The sequence below is a fragment of the Isoptericola sp. AK164 genome (assembly GCF_029643425.1).
In the GTDB taxonomy this organism is placed as follows: Bacteria; Actinomycetota; Actinomycetes; order Actinomycetales; family Cellulomonadaceae; genus Isoptericola; species Isoptericola haloaureus.
In genome coordinates, this window is sequence record NZ_CP119106.1 from 1,585,164 (window position 1) to 1,598,718 (window position 13,555).

The following is a 13,555-nucleotide window of genomic DNA, read 5'->3' on the forward strand; positions in this document are numbered from 1 at the left end:
CGTGGCGTCCGGGCGCCGGGGCGAGGGCTGAGAGAATCGCCGGGTGAACCTGCCTGCCGAGCTCGCCGCCGCCGTGGTGCCCGTGACCGATCCGGCCGACCCGCGGCTGCGGGACTACACCGACCTGACCGACGTCAAGCTGCGCACGGCCCGCGAGCCCGTCGAGGGCCTGTTCATGGCCGAGTCGTCGAACGTCATCCGCCGGGCGCTGGCCGCCGGGCACCGGCCGCGGTCCTTCCTCATGGCCGACAAGTGGCTCGACTCGATGGCCGACGTGCTCGCCGCCCACCCGGACGTGCCGGTCTTCGTCGCGGACGAGGTCGTCCTGCGCGAGATCACCGGGTTCCACCTGCACCGCGGGGCGCTCGCGGCGATGCACCGCCCAGCGCTGGCCGACGTCGGCGAGCTGCTGTCCCGCCGCGGGGCCGGTGGCGGAGCGCGGCGGGTCGCCGTCCTGGAGGACATCGTCGACCACACGAACGTCGGGGCGATCTTCCGCTCCGCCGCGGGCCTGGGCGTGGATGCCGTGCTGGTCACCCCGCGCTGCGCCGACCCCCTGTACCGGCGGTCGGTGCGGGTCTCGATGGGCACGGTGTTCCAGGTGCCGTGGACGCGGCTGCCGGCCTGGCCGGCCGGTGTGGGCGAGCTGCAGGACCTGGGGTTCACGGTCGCCGCGCTGGCGCTGAGCGACGACGCCGTCACGCTCGACGAGCTGGCGGACGAGGCGCCCGATCGCCTGGCCCTGGTGCTCGGGACCGAGGGCGACGGGCTCTCCCGCGGCGCCGTGGCCGCCGCCGACCGCGTGGTCCGCATCCCCATGGCCGGGGCGGTGGACTCGCTCAACGTGGCGGCGGCCTCGGCGGTCGCCTTCTGGGCGACCCGCACGCGCTGACCGTTCAGGAGCCGTCCTGCGCCCCGGTGCTGTGCAGCCGCTCCCGCGCGGTCCGGCCACGGCGGGCGGCCGGGACCGCTCCGGTCGCGGCGGCGAGGCCGAAGAGCGCCGGCTGGCCGGCGTAGAGGCTCTCGTGGCCGCCCGCCGGGACACGGAACGTCTCGTGCCACACGGTGACCGCGCCGGGCACGCGGCGCGCCCGGCGGTAGAACTCGACCCACGCCGGCCGGTGCCGGCGGGCGTCGTCGCCGGCGTAGGCGTAGATGTCCTCGACGCTGCGCCAGTACTGCACGGACGTCGGCCCGCGGGCGCCGACCAGCGTCGTGGCGCCCAGGAACCCGGAGCCGGGGTCGCGGGCGAGCTCGGTGAGCATCGGCCGCATCGCCGCGAGGGCGGGCCACCACCCGTCGGGACGCCACGGTCGCTCGATCCGTGCGCCGATGAGGAAGACGGCGAGCTCGCCGTCGTGGTCGTGCGTCGTCAGGGTGACCATGGCTTCTCCCGAAATGGATAGTAGGGCTATCCATTATTGGAGAGTGCTACTCTCCAATGTCAAGAACGGGAGGGAACGGATGCGGATCTCCGCGCTGGCCGACCGCACCGGGGTGCCGGTGGCCACGATCAAGTACTACCTGCGCGAGGGGCTGCTGCCGCCGGGTGAGCCGACGTCGCGCACGCAGGCCACCTACGGCGACGAGCACGTCGACCGGGTCCGGCTGGTCCGCGCGATGACGGAGTCGGCCGGGCTGTCGCTGGCCGCCGTCCGCGACGTCCTGTCCGCCCTGGACGACCCGCCGCGGTCCCGCCACGACCTGCTCGGCGCGGCGCAGCACGCCCTGGTCGCCGATGAGGCGCGGTCCGACGGCGAGGTCGACGACGCCGTCCGTCGGCGCGTGGACGCTCTCGTCGCGGCGCGGGGGTGGTACGACGACGCCGCCCTGGCCGGCCGTCTGGCGGCCCTGCTGCGCGACGCCGAGCGGGCCGGGGTGCCGGTGGGTGACGAGCATCTGGCCGTCCTCGCCGACGCCGCCGAGCTGGTGGCCCGCGCGGACCTCGCCACGGTGCCCGACGCTCCCGCCGACGCGGCCCGCCAGGTCGTGGTCGGCACCCTCCTCACGGATCCGGTGCTCGTCGTCCTGCGCCGGTTCGCCCAGCAGCAGGCGAGCGCCCGGCGGGCCGGCGGCGGTCAGGGCGCGGTCTGAGCCCGCCATGGCGGCCGGTGTGTGGCGCGGATCACCATTGCCTCGCACGGGTGATGTGAGGTTAGGCTGACCTACGTGACTGAAGCCGTGACCGACACTCGGACCGAGACCGCCGTCGCACCCCGCCCCTGGCGCATGTTCGACGTCGAGGTCCTGCGGGTCACGCGCCTGTGCCCGTCCTTCGTGCGGATCACCTTCACCGGCGAGGACCTGCACGAGTTCGCCGACAACGGTCGCGACCAGCGCATCAAGTTCCTGCTCCCGGCCCCGTGCGGCGGCTGGGAGTACCTGGACCGGCAGAACCCGGACTGGTTCACCTCCTGGCGCGAGCTGCCCGACGAGCGCCGCAACCCCCTGCGGACCTACACCGTGCGCGCCGTCCGTCCCGCGCAGCGCGAGGTGGACGTCGACATCGTCCTGCACGGCGACACCGGCCCGGCGTCCCGCTGGGCGAACGGCGCCCGGCCCGGTTCCCCGCTCGTGATCCTCGGGCCGAACGCGGCCTACGACGGCGGTCCGCACGGCGGGCGCGACTTCGCGCCACCGCCGTCCAGCCACGCGCTGCTGCTCGCCGGCGACGAGACGGCCGTCCCGGCCATCGCCTCGATCTGCGAGTCCCTGCCCGCCGACGCCGTCGGTGAGGTCTTCCTCGAGGTGCCGCACGCGGAGGACCGCTGGACGCTCGCCGCGCCGGCGGGCGTGCGGGTCACCTGGCTGCCGCGCGACGGTGCCGAGCACGGGGACGTCCTGGTCCCGGCGGTGCAGGACGCCGCCGACCGCATGCTCGCCATGGGCGTCCGGCCGTCGGCCGACGGCGGCCCCGCGACGACGGCCACGGGTGTCGACCTGGACGCCGAGCTCGTCGACGTCGACGTCGACACCGACCTCCTCTGGGAGGTCCCGACGGACGCCGAGGGGCGCCCGCTCGTGCAGGACACCGTGCTCTACGCCTGGCTGGCCGGGGAGGCCGGCGTCATCAAGACGCTGCGTCGCTACCTCGTGCGCACCAAGGGCGTCGACCGCAAGTCCGTGGCCTTCATGGGCTACTGGCGCCGCGGCCGCTCGGAGTGCTGACCGGCCGCGAGCCGGTCACCCCCGCACCACGCCCAGGTCCGCCACGACCTCCACGCCCGGGGCGCTGCACAGCAGGTCGCCGGGCATGAGCAGCTTGGACACCCGCAGGCCGCTGCCCAGGAGCGCCGGCGCCGCGCCGTCGTCGAAGCGGCTGTCCACCAGGACCCGCCAGCTCGACGGCACGCCGATCGGCGTGATCCCGCCGTAGGCCATCCCCGACTCCTCGGTGGCGCGGTCCATCGGCAGGAACGACGCCTTGCGGGCGTCGAGCAGCTTGCGCACCCGGGTGTTGACGTCCGCGAACGTCGAGGCGGGCACCACGCAGGCCGCGACCCGCTCGACGTCGCCGCGCCGTCCGGCTACCACGACGCAGTTCGCCGACGCCTCCGGCGGCAGCCCGTGCACCTCGTTGAGCGTGGCCGTGTCCGCGTGGTCGGGGTCGATCTCGGCGACCGCCACCTGGCCGGCGACCCGCTCGTCCGCCTCCGCCCAGGCGCGCAGCGCCTCGGCGACCGGGTCGGCCAGCAGGTCCGGACGCTCGAGCGCGGGCACCCAGTCCAGGTCGCCCAGCGACGGCAGGCCCGTCCCAGACGCGTCGCTCATCGGCGGTAGGTCCCGGTCAGCGTCGCGCGGGCGATGACGTGGAAGTAGACGTTGAACGCCGCGTGCACGTTGGTGTTCTCCGTGGTCAGCCCGAGCGAGTCGACGTCCAGGGCGTGCACGGCGAAGACGTAGCGGTGGGCGTGGTCGCCCGGGGGCGGGCCCGCCCCCTCGAAGCCGACCTGACCGCCGTCCGAGAGGAGCTGGAAGGCTCCGGCGGGCAGCCCGCTGCCGTCGGCCGCCCCCGCGCCGCGCGGCAGCGACGTGACCGGGGCCGGGACGTCGAGCACGTGCCAGTGCCAGTAGCCGGACGGCGTCGGCGCGTCGGGGTCGAAGCAGCTCACGACGAACGACCGGGTCTCGGCGGGGAAGCCCGACCAGGCCAGCGCCGGCGAGGTGTTGCCGCCGTCGGCCGCGTGGTCCGCCGGCATCGGGTCGCCCGCGGTGATGTCGGCGCTCGTCAGCTCGAACGTCGCCGGGACGGGGAGCAGGGAGTAGGGGTCCGGTGGGGTCGGCCGTGTGAAGTCCATCCCCCCACCCTGGTACGCACCGCCACGGGTGGCAACGGCACCCGTGGCGGTGCGTACGCCTCAGTCTTGCGGTCCTCCGGCGACGTAGAGCACCTGGCCGTTGGTGAACGAGGCCTCGGTGGAGCAGAAGAACGCCACCGCGGCGGCGATGTCCTCGGGCCGGCCGACGCGGCCGGCCGGCACGTCCTGGGCGATGCCGGCCAGGAAGTCCTCCAGCGGGACGCCGACCCGCTCGGCGGTCTCGGCGATCATGTCGGTCGCGACGACCCCGGGCGCCACGGCGTTGGCCGTGACCCCGAACTTGCCGAGCTCGATGGCGAGGCTCTTGGTGAAGCCCTGCATGCCGGCCTTGGCGGCGGAGTAGTTGACCTGGCCGCGGTGGCCCAGGGCCGAGGTGCTGGACAGGTTGACGATGCGGCCCCACCGGGCGGAGACCATGTGCTGCTGCACGGCCCGGGTCATGAGGAACGCCCCGCGCAGGTGGACCCCGAGCACGGCGTCCCAGTCGTCGGTCGACATCTTGAACAGCAGGTTGTCGCGCAGGATCCCGGCGTTGTTGACGAGCACCGTCGGGGCGCCGAGCTCGGCGACCACGCGCTCGACGGCGTCGGTCACGGACTGCTCGTCGGCGACGTCCACGCCGACGCCGATCGCGCGGTGGCCGTCGGCCGCCAGGGCGGCGGCGGTCTCGGCGGCGGCCTCCTCGCGCAGGTCGAGCAGCGCCACGGCGTGGCCGTCGGCGGCCAGGCGGGCGGCGGTGGCGGCGCCGATGCCGCGGGCGGCGCCGGTGACGATCGCGACGCGGTCGGTGGTGGGGGTCATCGAGGGTCCTCTCGTCGACGGTGACGGTCGGTGGGCGGGGGTCTCCCGCGCGCCCGGTCCAGTGTGCCAGCACCTCGTCGGCCCGGTTGACACCCGGGTCTGCGGCACGTGTACTAGAGACATGTTCGAACAAACGTTCGAACAGGCGTCGGTCGCCCACCGGCGTGTCCGACCTGGGGGAGGAGTCGTCGTGACCGTCGTCCCCGAGGCCCCGCCCCGCACCGACCGTGCCGCACGGCACTCCCGGGCGCTGGCCGCCCTGCGTGCCGCCGAGCACGGGACGACGGCGCCGCGGCGGGCGGCCCCGGTCGACGAGCGCTCGGTCGAGGAACGCCCGGACGAGGAGCGCCCGGACGACGACGGCCCGCTCGGCGAGATCCCCTACGAGGCGAGGGCGTCCGCCCTCGGCGCGGCTCCCCGGGTGCCGGTCCGCGCCGGCCGGGCCGTGCATCCCGACCTCGCAGCGCTGCTGCCCGGCGGCGTGCTGCCGACCGGCGGCGTCCTGGCGGTCCAGGGGTCGACCAGCCTGCTGCTCGGGCTGCTCGCCGCCCCCTCGCGCGACGGCGCCTGGACCGTCCTGGTCGGGGCGCCCGCCGTCGGGCTGCTGGCCGCCGCCGACGCCGGGATCGACCTGGCGCGCACCGTCGTCGTCCCCGCCCCCGGCCCGGACGCCCCCGCGGTGCTGGCCGCGCTGCTGGACGGCATGGACGTCGTCGTGGTCGGGCCGCAGGCGGCGCTGACCGACGCCGACCGGCGCCGCCTGGCCGCCCGGGCCCGGCAGCGTGACGCCGTCCTGGTCGCGACCGGCCGCTGGGCGGGGGCCCACGTCACCCTCGACGCCCGCGGCGGGGCCTGGACCGGCGTGGACGCCGGTGCCGGCTGGCTGCGCCGCCGCACCCTGCGCGTGCTGCGCACCGGGCGCGGGGCCGCGGCCCGTCCGGTGGAGATCGACGTCGAGGTGCCGCTCGGCGGCGAGGAGCCCGTCCTCGCGCCCGCGGCGGCCCGGCCCGACGTCGCAGCCCCTGCCGGGCCGACGTCCGCCGCCACGGACGACTCGCCCCAGGCCCGGCACCTGAGGGTCGCATGAGCACGGGCAGCGCAGGCGTCACCCGCACCGCGGTGCTCTGGGTCCCGGACTGGCCGGTGGTGGCCGCCCTGGCCGCCGCCGGGCTGGACGCGCACGTGCCCGCCGCCGTCCTCGGCGCGCCCTCGGGCGGCGGGACCCGGGCCGGACGCAGCGTCGTGGCGACCTCCGCCGTCGCCCGCACCGCCGGGGTGCGACGCGGCATGCGGCGCCGCCAGGCCCAGGAGGCCTGCCCCGACCTGGTGCTGCTGGAGGCCGACGACGACCGGGACGCCCGCACCTTCGAACCCGTGGCGGCCGCCGCGGAGACCGTCGTGGCCGGCCTCGAGATCGCCCGCCCCGGCCTGCTGCTCCTGCCCGCCGACGGCGCCGCGCGCTACCACGGCTCCGATCGGGCCCTGGCCGAGGCGCTCGTGACCGCCGTCGCCGGCACCGGCCACGAGTGCCAGGTCGGGGTCGCCGACGGTCTGCTCGCCGCGGTCCTCGCCGCCCGGGAGGACGCCGTCGTCCCGCCCGACGGGTCGCCGTCGGCCCTCGCCGGACGGCCGGTGGGCGAGCTCGTGCACGCCGTGTGCGACCCGGGTGTCGTGGCCGCCGTGCGCGACGCCGTCGGCCTGTGGTGGCGGCTCGGCCTGCACACCCTCGGCGACCTGGCCGCCCTGCCCGCGGCGAGCGTGTCCGCCCGGTTCGGCGAGCTCGGCACCTGGGCGCACCGGCTGGCCCGCGGCGAGGACGAACGCCCGCCCGCGCGCCGGCGCATCGAGGCCGACCTGGTCGTGGACACCGCGCTCGACCCGCCCGCCGACCGCGTCGACGTCGCCGCGTTCGCCGCCCGCCGTCTCGCCGAGGAGCTGCACGTACTGCTCGTGGCCCACGGCGTGGCCTGCGGGCGGCTGCGCATCACCGCCCGGACCACCGAGGGCGAGCTCGAGCGACTCTGGCGCACCGACACCGTCGCCGGCGGGCTGTCCGCCGCCCGGATCACCGACCGGGTGCGCTGGCAGCTCGAGGGGTGGCTGACCGACGCCGCCCGCCGGCGCACCGGCACCGAGGACTCGCCCGAGGTCGCCCCCGTGGTCCACCTCGCGCTCGCCGCCGAGGACGTCGCCCCCGCCGGGACGCACCAGCCGAGCCTGTGGGGCGCCGACGCCGGGCAGGACGAACGCGCCCGCCAGGTGCTGGACCGGGTGCAGGGGCTGCTCGGCGGCGACGGCGTGCTCACCGTCCGGCGGGCCGGCGGGCGCCACCCGCGCCACCGCGTCCGGCTCGTGCCCTACGGCGAGGAGGCCGTCGTCGACCGGCCCCCGGACCGCCCCTGGCCCGGGGCGCTGCCCAGCCCGGCCCCTGCGACCCTGCTGCCCGAGCCCGCGGCCGTCCGGGTGCTCGACACCGCCGGGGCCGACGTCGTCGTCGATGCCCGGCTGACGATGAGCGGCGTGCCCGCCCGTCTCCTCGTCCCCCGAGATACCGGCTCGTCGACCGAGAAACCGGTCGGTCGCGGCGACGATCCGGTTTCTCGGCGACCGGCCGGTATCTCGGGGGACGCGCGGGTCGTCGGCTGGGCCGGGCCGTGGCCGCTCGCCGAACGCTGGTGGGCGCCCGACGGCGGCACCCGGCGGGTGCACCTGCAGGCGGTGCTCGACGACGGCCGCGGGCTGCTGCTCGCCCAGGTCGGCGGCCGGTGGCAGGTGGAGGCGCTGTATGACTGAGCCCCACCCGGCACCCCGGTACGCCGAGCTGCACGCCCACTCGGCCTTCAGCTTCCTCGACGGCGCCAGCCACCCCGCCGAGCTCGCCGCCGAGGCCGACCGGCTCGGGCTCGAGGCCCTGGCCCTGACCGACCACGACGGGCTGTACGGCGTGGTCCGGTTCGCCGAGGCCGCCCGCGCCGTCGGGCTGCCCACGGTGTTCGGCGCCGAGCTGCACCTGCCCGTCCCGGTGCCGGGCGCCGCGCCGGTCCTCGACGATCCCACCGGCGTCCCCGACCCGCGGGCCACGCACCTGCTCGTGCTGGCCCGCGGGCCGGACGGCTACCGGAACCTGTCGCGCGCGATCGCCACCGCCCACCTCGAGGCCGGGGTCAAGGGCAAGGCCCGCTACGACCTCGACCGGCTGGGCGCCGAGGCCGACGGCCAGTGGCTGGTGCTCACCGGGTGCCGCAAGGGCGCCGTCCGGCGCGCGCTCGAGGCCCAGGGGCTCGACGGCGCGCGCCGCGAGCTCGACCGGCTCACCGCCGTCTTCGGCCGGGACAACGTCGCCGTGGAGATCACCGCCACCGGCGACCCCCGCGACGCCGACCTGCACGCAGCGCTCGCCGCGCTGTCGCAGGACGCGGGGCTGCCCCTGGTCGCCACCACCGCCGCCCACTACGCCCGCCCGCGCGACGCCGACCTGGCCGGGGCGCTCGCGGCCGTGCGCGCCCGCTCCTCCCTGGACGACCAGGACGGCTGGCTGCCCGGCGCCCCGACGGCGCACCTGCGCTCGGGCGCCGAGATGGCCCGGCTGCACCACCGGCACCCGCAGGCCGTGCCGACGGCCGCCGACCTGGCCGCCGAGTGCGCGTTCGACCTGCACCTGGTGGCGCCGCAGCTGCCGCCCTACCCGGTGCCCGCCGGCCACGACGAGGCGAGCTGGCTGCACGAGCTCGTCCTCCGGGGCGCCGAGGACCGGTACGGGCCGCGGGAGGCCGAGCGGGAGCCCGGCGCGTGGGCGCAGATCGACCACGAGCTGCGCGTCATCACCGACCTGAACTTCCCGGGGTACTTCCTCGTCGTCTACGACCTGGTCGAGTTCTGCCGCCGGGAGGGCATCCTGTGCCAGGGCCGGGGGAGCGCCGCCAACTCGGCGGTCTGCTACGCGCTGGGGATCACCGCCGTCGACGCCGTGCACCACGGCCTGCTGTTCGAGCGGTTCCTGGCGCCGGAGCGGGACGGGCCGCCCGACATCGACGTCGACATCGAGTCGGGCCGCCGCGAGGAGGTCATCCAGCACGTCTACGCCCGGTTCGGGCGCACGCACGCCGCCCAGGTCGCCAACGTCATCTCCTACCGGCCGCGCTCGGCGGTGCGCGACGCCGCCCGCGCGCTCGGGTACGACGTCGGTCAGCAGGACGCCTGGAGCAAGTCCATCGAGCGCTGGGGGTCGCTGCGCGGCCCCGACCCGACCAGCCCCGCGGCGGACCGGACGGCGGGTGCCGCGCGGGCGTCCGACGGCGCGCCGGTCACCGGTCGCGACCGGCGCCGGGCCGAGGTCGCCGCCCGCTGGCAGCACGGCGCCCCGGCGCGACCGGACGCCCCCGTGGTCGACCCGCTCGCCGTCGACGGCGGCCTGCGGCGGTCCGACGACCCGCACGACGTCGTGCCCGCGCAGCCGCCGCCGTCGGCCGAGCAGGAGGGGCAGATCCCCGACCCCGTGCTCGACCTCGCCGAACGGTTCCTCCGCCTGCCCCGGCACCTCGGCATCCACTCCGGGGGCATGGTGATGTGCGACCGGCCCGTCATCGAGGTCTGCCCGGTCGAGTGGGCCCGGATGGAGGGGCGCACCGTGCTGCAGTGGGACAAGGAGGACTGCGCCGACGCCGGGCTGGTGAAGTTCGACCTGCTGGGTCTGGGCATGCTCACCGCGATCCGGTACGCGTTCGCCTCGGTGCACGAGGCCACCGGCGAGCGGCTCGCGCTGCACACGCTGCCGGCCGAGGACCCGCGCGTGTACGACCTGCTGTGCGCCGCCGACACCGTCGGGGTGTTCCAGGTCGAGTCCCGCGCCCAGATGGCCACCCTGCCGCGGCTGCAGCCCCGGACGTTCTACGACATCGTCGTCGAGGTCGCCCTCATCCGCCCCGGCCCGATCCAGGGGCGGTCCGTGCACCCGTACATCGAGCGCTCCCGGGGCCGCGAGGAGGTCACCTACCTGCACCCGCTGCTGGAGCCGTCCCTGCGGCGCACCCTCGGCGTACCGCTGTTCCAGGAGCAGCTCATGCAGATGGCGATCGACGTCGCCGGGTTCACGCCCGCCGAGTCCGACCGGCTGCGCCGGGCCATGGGCTCCAAGCGCTCCGTGGAACGCATGGAGGCGCTGCGGGGGCGCCTGTTCGCCGGGATGACCGAGCGCGGGATCCCGGACGACGTGCAGGAGGAGATCTACGACAAGCTCAAGGCGTTCGCCGACTTCGGCTTCCCCGAGTCGCACGCCTACTCCTTCGCGTTCCTCGTCTACGCCAGCTCGTGGCTCAAGGTGCACGCCCCCGAGGCCTTCTACGCCGGCCTGCTCGCCGCGCAGCCGATGGGGTTCTACTCCCCGGCGTCCCTCGTCGCCGACGCCCGCCGGCACGGGGTGCGGGTGCTGCGCCCGGACGTCAACGCCTCGGCGGCGCTCGCGGGGGTCGAGGCGCAGCCGGACGGGTCCGTCGCCGGTCCGGCCGACGCTGTGGCCGGTCCGGCCGACCCCGTCGCCGAGGGCATGGTCGGCAGCGGGGGAGTGCCGCTCGACGTCGACGACGCGCTGGCCGTCCGGCTCGGGCTCTCCGCCGTGCGCGGGCTCGGCACCGACGTCGCCGAGCGGATGGTCGCCGAGCGCGACGCCCACGGCGAGTTCGCCGACCTGCGCGACCTCGTGCGCCGCGTCGAGCTGTCCACCGCCCGCCTGGAGGCCCTGGCCACCGCCGGGGCGCTGGCCTCGCTCGGTGTGACCCGGCGCGAGGGGCTGTGGGCCGCCGGTGCGCTCGGGCAGGAGGGGCCGGAGACGCTCGCGGGCGTCAGCGTCGGGGTGTCTGCGCCGCCGCTGCCGGACATGGACCCGCTCGAGATCGACGTCGCCGACACCTGGGCCACCGGCATCACCCCGGACTCCACCTCCCCGCTGGAGCACCTGCGCGACGGGCTGGAGCGCCAGGGCGTGGTGACCGTGGCCGCCGCGACGACGACGGAGCCCGGCCGCCGCATCGCCGTCGGCGGGGTGGTCACCCACCGGCAGCGGCCGGGCACCGCCGGGGGCGTCACCTTCCTGTCCCTGGAGGACGAGACCGGCCTGCTCAACGTCATCTGCACCCCCGGGCTGTGGCGGCGCTTCCGGACCGTGGCGCGCGGTGCCCCGGCACTCGTCGTGCGCGGTCAGGTGGAGCGGGCCGACGGCGCGGTCAACCTGCTCGCCGAGCACCTCGCCCCGCTGCGCCTGCCGGTGGCGACCCGGTCGCGGGACTTCCGCTGACCGTGCCGGACTACCGTGGGGCCATGGGCTACCGGATCGAGCCGGCCACGGCCGACAGGTTCGACGACGTCACCACGATCCTCAACCCGCGCGGGCACGAGCGGGCGTGCTGGTGCCTGGCCTGGCGCCGCCCCCGCGGGCTGCCGTCGGGTGGTGGCGGCGCGCACCTGCGCGAGCTCTGCGCGCACGACCCGCGCCCGGGACTGCTGGCCTACCTCGACGAGGACGGCGCGGAGGAGGTCGTGGGCTGGGTCGGTCTCGCCCCGCGGTCGGCGGCGCCCTCCCTGCAGCGGTCCCGCGTGCTGCCGCGGAGCGACCCGGAGACGGCGGAGACGACCTGGGTCGTGATGTGCTTCGTCGTGCGCCCCGGCTACCGGCGCCGCGGGGTCGCCCGGGCGCTGCTGCACGGCGCGGTCGAGCACGCCCGGGCACACGGCGGCCGGGTGATCGAGGGATTCCCGGTCGAGCCCGAGCCGGGCCGCCGCGTCCCCGTCGGCGCGGCGTACGTCGGCACCGTGCCGCTGTTCGAGTCGGCGGGGTTCGACCGCGTCGGCGAGACGGCCGCGACGAGCGGGCGGCTGCCGCGGTGGGTGCTGCGCCGGGTGCTGGCCGACGACTGACGGCGGTGCCGACGAGACGGGCGGCGTCAGGGCAGCGGCACGACGACGCAGACCTCGAAGGTGCCGCGGGCGCGTCGCAGCAGATAGCGCACGTGCCGGCTGGCCCTCTCCGCGGCGAGCTCGTCCCGCAGGCTCCAGCGCACCTCGACCCACAGCAGCGCCCAGCCCAGCTCGGCGCTGTCGGTCACCTCCGGCACGAGGGCGACGGCGTCGCCCGGGTCGGGGGCGTTGGCGTGCTCGCGCAGCAGGTCGTGGACCTGCTCGGGGCTCTGCAGCGCCACGGTCTCCTCGGCGAGGACCAGCACCGCGGCAGCGTCGAACCGGTCGGCCACCGCCTCGAGGTCGCCGGAGCCGAGCGCCAGACCCTGCTCGACGAAGTACGTGCGCAGCGCCTCGTGGTCGTAGTCCTCGAAGTCCGTGCCCATCTGTTCACGGTAGGCCGGGTCCCCGCCACACACGAGCCGTGTCGGGCTTTGACATCCCCGGTCGGGTCACGTACTGACTGGAGGGTGCGCGTGCTCGCGCCGTCGGGTCCGACGGGGCGGGCACGCCGCGTGCATGAGACGCCACGATCCCGGGACGATCCGGGAGAAGGGAGACCCATGACCGCCACGGTCGAGACCACGACCGACCTCTACCCGAGCCGTCTGGCCCAGCCCGGCGAGTTCATCGAGCGCGAGCACCCCACGGTGTGGGGCACGGCCGAGGACGGCCCGTTCGACGCCGACGCCCTCGACGCGCACGCGCAGCGGGGCTTCACCGTCCTCGAGGACTTCATCACCCCCGACGAGGTGACCCGCTACAGCGCGGAGCTGAGCCGGCTGTCCTCGGACGAGTCGCTGCAGGGCGACCCGCGCGTCGTGACCGAGAAGAGCTCCGGCGAGGTCCGGTCGATCTTCGAGGTGACGAAGCTCAGCGAGCGGATCGACGCGCTCGCCCGGGACCCGCGGCTGCTGGACCGCGCCCGCCAGCTGCTCGGCTCGGAGGTGTACCTGCACCAGACGCGCGTCAACTACATGCCCGGCTACAAGGGCGCCGGCTTCTACTGGCACTCGGACTTCGAGACCTGGCACGCCGAGGACGGCATGCCGGCCCCGCGTGCCGTGAGCTGCTCGATCGCGCTGACGCCCAACTACCCGTACAACGGCGGCCTGATGGTCATGCCGGGCTCGCACCGCACGTACGTGCCGTGCGTGGGCGAGACCCCGGAGAACTACCACCAGGACTCCCTCAAGGAGCAGAAGATCGGCGTGCCGTCGGAGGACGCCATCACCGAGCTCGCCTGGAGGTACGGCATCGACCAGTTCACCGGTGCGGCCGGCTCGGCGCTCTGGTTCGACGCGAACATCATGCACGGGTCCGGCAACAACATCACGCCGTTCCCGCGGTCGAACATCTTCCTGGTGTTCAACAGCGTCGAGAACGCGCTCACCGAGCCGTACAGCGCGCCCGCGCCGCGGCCCGAGCACATCGGCAGCCGCGACACCACGCCGCTGCGGTAGTCCGGGAGCCGGGCTGGTCCGGGC

The 13,555-nt window shown here is 76.1% G+C and carries 13 protein-coding genes; 8 read left to right on the forward strand and 5 right to left on the reverse strand.

Annotated features, from left to right (window positions below; genetic code table 11):
- Positions 1–43: 43 nt before the first annotated feature.
- Positions 44–892: an RNA methyltransferase gene (locus tag PO879_RS07275; RefSeq protein ID WP_278237245.1), complete on the forward strand. Its 849-nt coding sequence runs from the start codon at positions 44–46 to the stop codon at positions 890–892.
- A gap of 4 nt (positions 893–896) precedes the next feature.
- Here the strand turns inward: PO879_RS07275 and PO879_RS07280 are convergent, their stop codons facing one another.
- Positions 897–1,385 (reverse strand): DUF4188 domain-containing protein, encoded by a 489-nt coding sequence (locus PO879_RS07280; protein ID WP_278237246.1) that lies wholly within the window; start codon positions 1,383–1,385, stop codon positions 897–899.
- 79 nt (positions 1,386–1,464) lie between these two features.
- Here PO879_RS07280 and PO879_RS07285 point away from each other — a divergent pair, with 79 nt between their 5' ends.
- Together PO879_RS07285 and PO879_RS07290 are read left to right on the forward strand one after the other, a co-directional pair.
- Positions 1,465–2,094, forward strand: coding sequence for a MerR family transcriptional regulator (locus PO879_RS07285; RefSeq protein ID WP_278237247.1), 630 nt, complete (start codon positions 1,465–1,467; stop codon positions 2,092–2,094).
- 135 nt (positions 2,095–2,229) lie between these two features.
- Complete coding sequence (locus PO879_RS07290; RefSeq protein WP_278237480.1) at positions 2,230–3,168, forward strand: siderophore-interacting protein; 939 nt, start codon at positions 2,230–2,232, stop codon at positions 3,166–3,168.
- A gap of 15 nt (positions 3,169–3,183) precedes the next feature.
- Here PO879_RS07290 and PO879_RS07295 read toward each other — a convergent pair whose 3' ends face one another.
- From PO879_RS07295 to fabG, 3 genes are read right to left on the reverse strand one after another with little or no spacing between them, the layout of a single operon-like run.
- Positions 3,184–3,771, reverse strand: coding sequence for a YbaK/EbsC family protein (locus tag PO879_RS07295; protein ID WP_278237248.1), 588 nt, complete (start codon positions 3,769–3,771; stop codon positions 3,184–3,186).
- Positions 3,768–4,298, reverse strand: coding sequence for a YbhB/YbcL family Raf kinase inhibitor-like protein (locus tag PO879_RS07300; protein ID WP_278237249.1), 531 nt, complete (start codon positions 4,296–4,298; stop codon positions 3,768–3,770). Before PO879_RS07300 ends, PO879_RS07295 begins: the two co-directional genes overlap by 4 nt.
- Before the next feature lie 60 nt (positions 4,299–4,358).
- The gene (gene fabG / locus PO879_RS07305) at positions 4,359–5,120 is read right to left on the reverse strand and encodes a 3-oxoacyl-ACP reductase FabG (RefSeq protein ID WP_278237250.1); all 762 of its coding nucleotides are present in this window, start codon (positions 5,118–5,120) and stop codon (positions 4,359–4,361) included.
- Positions 5,121–5,310: 190 nt separating this feature from the next.
- Here fabG and PO879_RS07310 point away from each other — a divergent pair, with 190 nt between their 5' ends.
- From PO879_RS07310 to PO879_RS07325, 4 genes are read left to right on the forward strand one after another with little or no spacing between them, the layout of a single operon-like run.
- A complete protein-coding gene (locus PO879_RS07310; protein WP_278237251.1) occupies positions 5,311–6,207 on the forward strand; it encodes a hypothetical protein in 897 nt (298 codons plus the stop codon).
- Complete coding sequence (locus PO879_RS07315) at positions 6,204–7,913, forward strand: DNA polymerase Y family protein (RefSeq protein WP_278237252.1); 1,710 nt, start codon at positions 6,204–6,206, stop codon at positions 7,911–7,913. The genes PO879_RS07310 and PO879_RS07315 overlap by 4 nt, the downstream gene beginning before the upstream one ends.
- Positions 7,906–11,409 (forward strand): error-prone DNA polymerase, encoded by a 3,504-nt coding sequence (locus tag PO879_RS07320; protein WP_278237253.1) that lies wholly within the window; start codon positions 7,906–7,908, stop codon positions 11,407–11,409. Before PO879_RS07315 ends, PO879_RS07320 begins: the two co-directional genes overlap by 8 nt.
- Positions 11,410–11,432: 23 nt before the next feature.
- Entirely contained in the window at positions 11,433–12,029 is a 597-nt protein-coding gene (locus tag PO879_RS07325; protein WP_278237254.1) for a GNAT family N-acetyltransferase, read from the forward strand.
- A 26-nt stretch (positions 12,030–12,055) separates the two neighbouring features.
- Here the strand turns inward: PO879_RS07325 and PO879_RS07330 are convergent, their stop codons facing one another.
- Entirely contained in the window at positions 12,056–12,454 is a 399-nt protein-coding gene (locus PO879_RS07330) for a hypothetical protein (protein ID WP_278237255.1), read from the reverse strand.
- Between the two features lie 177 nt (positions 12,455–12,631).
- On the opposite strand from PO879_RS07330, the gene thpD reads away from it, so the two are divergent.
- The gene (gene thpD, locus PO879_RS07335) at positions 12,632–13,531 is read left to right on the forward strand and encodes an ectoine hydroxylase (protein WP_278237256.1); all 900 of its coding nucleotides are present in this window, start codon (positions 12,632–12,634) and stop codon (positions 13,529–13,531) included.
- The last annotated feature ends 24 nt before the right edge of the window (positions 13,532–13,555 follow it).

What these genes read in the sequence shown, in the direction of transcription:
- PO879_RS07280 (WP_278237246.1), bottom strand. Translation starts at nt 1,385, where the DNA reads ATGGTCACCCTGACGACGCACGACCACGACGGCGAGCTCGCCGTCTTC.
- PO879_RS07285 (WP_278237247.1), top strand. Translation starts at nt 1,465, where the DNA reads ATGCGGATCTCCGCGCTGGCCGACCGCACCGGGGTGCCGGTGGCCACG.
- PO879_RS07290 (WP_278237480.1), top strand. Translation starts at nt 2,230, where the DNA reads ATGTTCGACGTCGAGGTCCTGCGGGTCACGCGCCTGTGCCCGTCCTTC.
- PO879_RS07295 (WP_278237248.1), bottom strand. Translation starts at nt 3,771, where the DNA reads ATGAGCGACGCGTCTGGGACGGGCCTGCCGTCGCTGGGCGACCTGGAC.
- PO879_RS07300 (WP_278237249.1), bottom strand. Translation starts at nt 4,298, where the DNA reads ATGGACTTCACACGGCCGACCCCACCGGACCCCTACTCCCTGCTCCCC.
- fabG (WP_278237250.1), bottom strand. Translation starts at nt 5,120, where the DNA reads ATGACCCCCACCACCGACCGCGTCGCGATCGTCACCGGCGCCGCCCGC.
- PO879_RS07315 (WP_278237252.1), top strand. Translation starts at nt 6,204, where the DNA reads ATGAGCACGGGCAGCGCAGGCGTCACCCGCACCGCGGTGCTCTGGGTC.
- PO879_RS07320 (WP_278237253.1), top strand. Translation starts at nt 7,906, where the DNA reads ATGACTGAGCCCCACCCGGCACCCCGGTACGCCGAGCTGCACGCCCAC.
- PO879_RS07325 (WP_278237254.1), top strand. Translation starts at nt 11,433, where the DNA reads ATGGGCTACCGGATCGAGCCGGCCACGGCCGACAGGTTCGACGACGTC.
- PO879_RS07330 (WP_278237255.1), bottom strand. Translation starts at nt 12,454, where the DNA reads ATGGGCACGGACTTCGAGGACTACGACCACGAGGCGCTGCGCACGTAC.
- thpD (WP_278237256.1), top strand. Translation starts at nt 12,632, where the DNA reads ATGACCGCCACGGTCGAGACCACGACCGACCTCTACCCGAGCCGTCTG.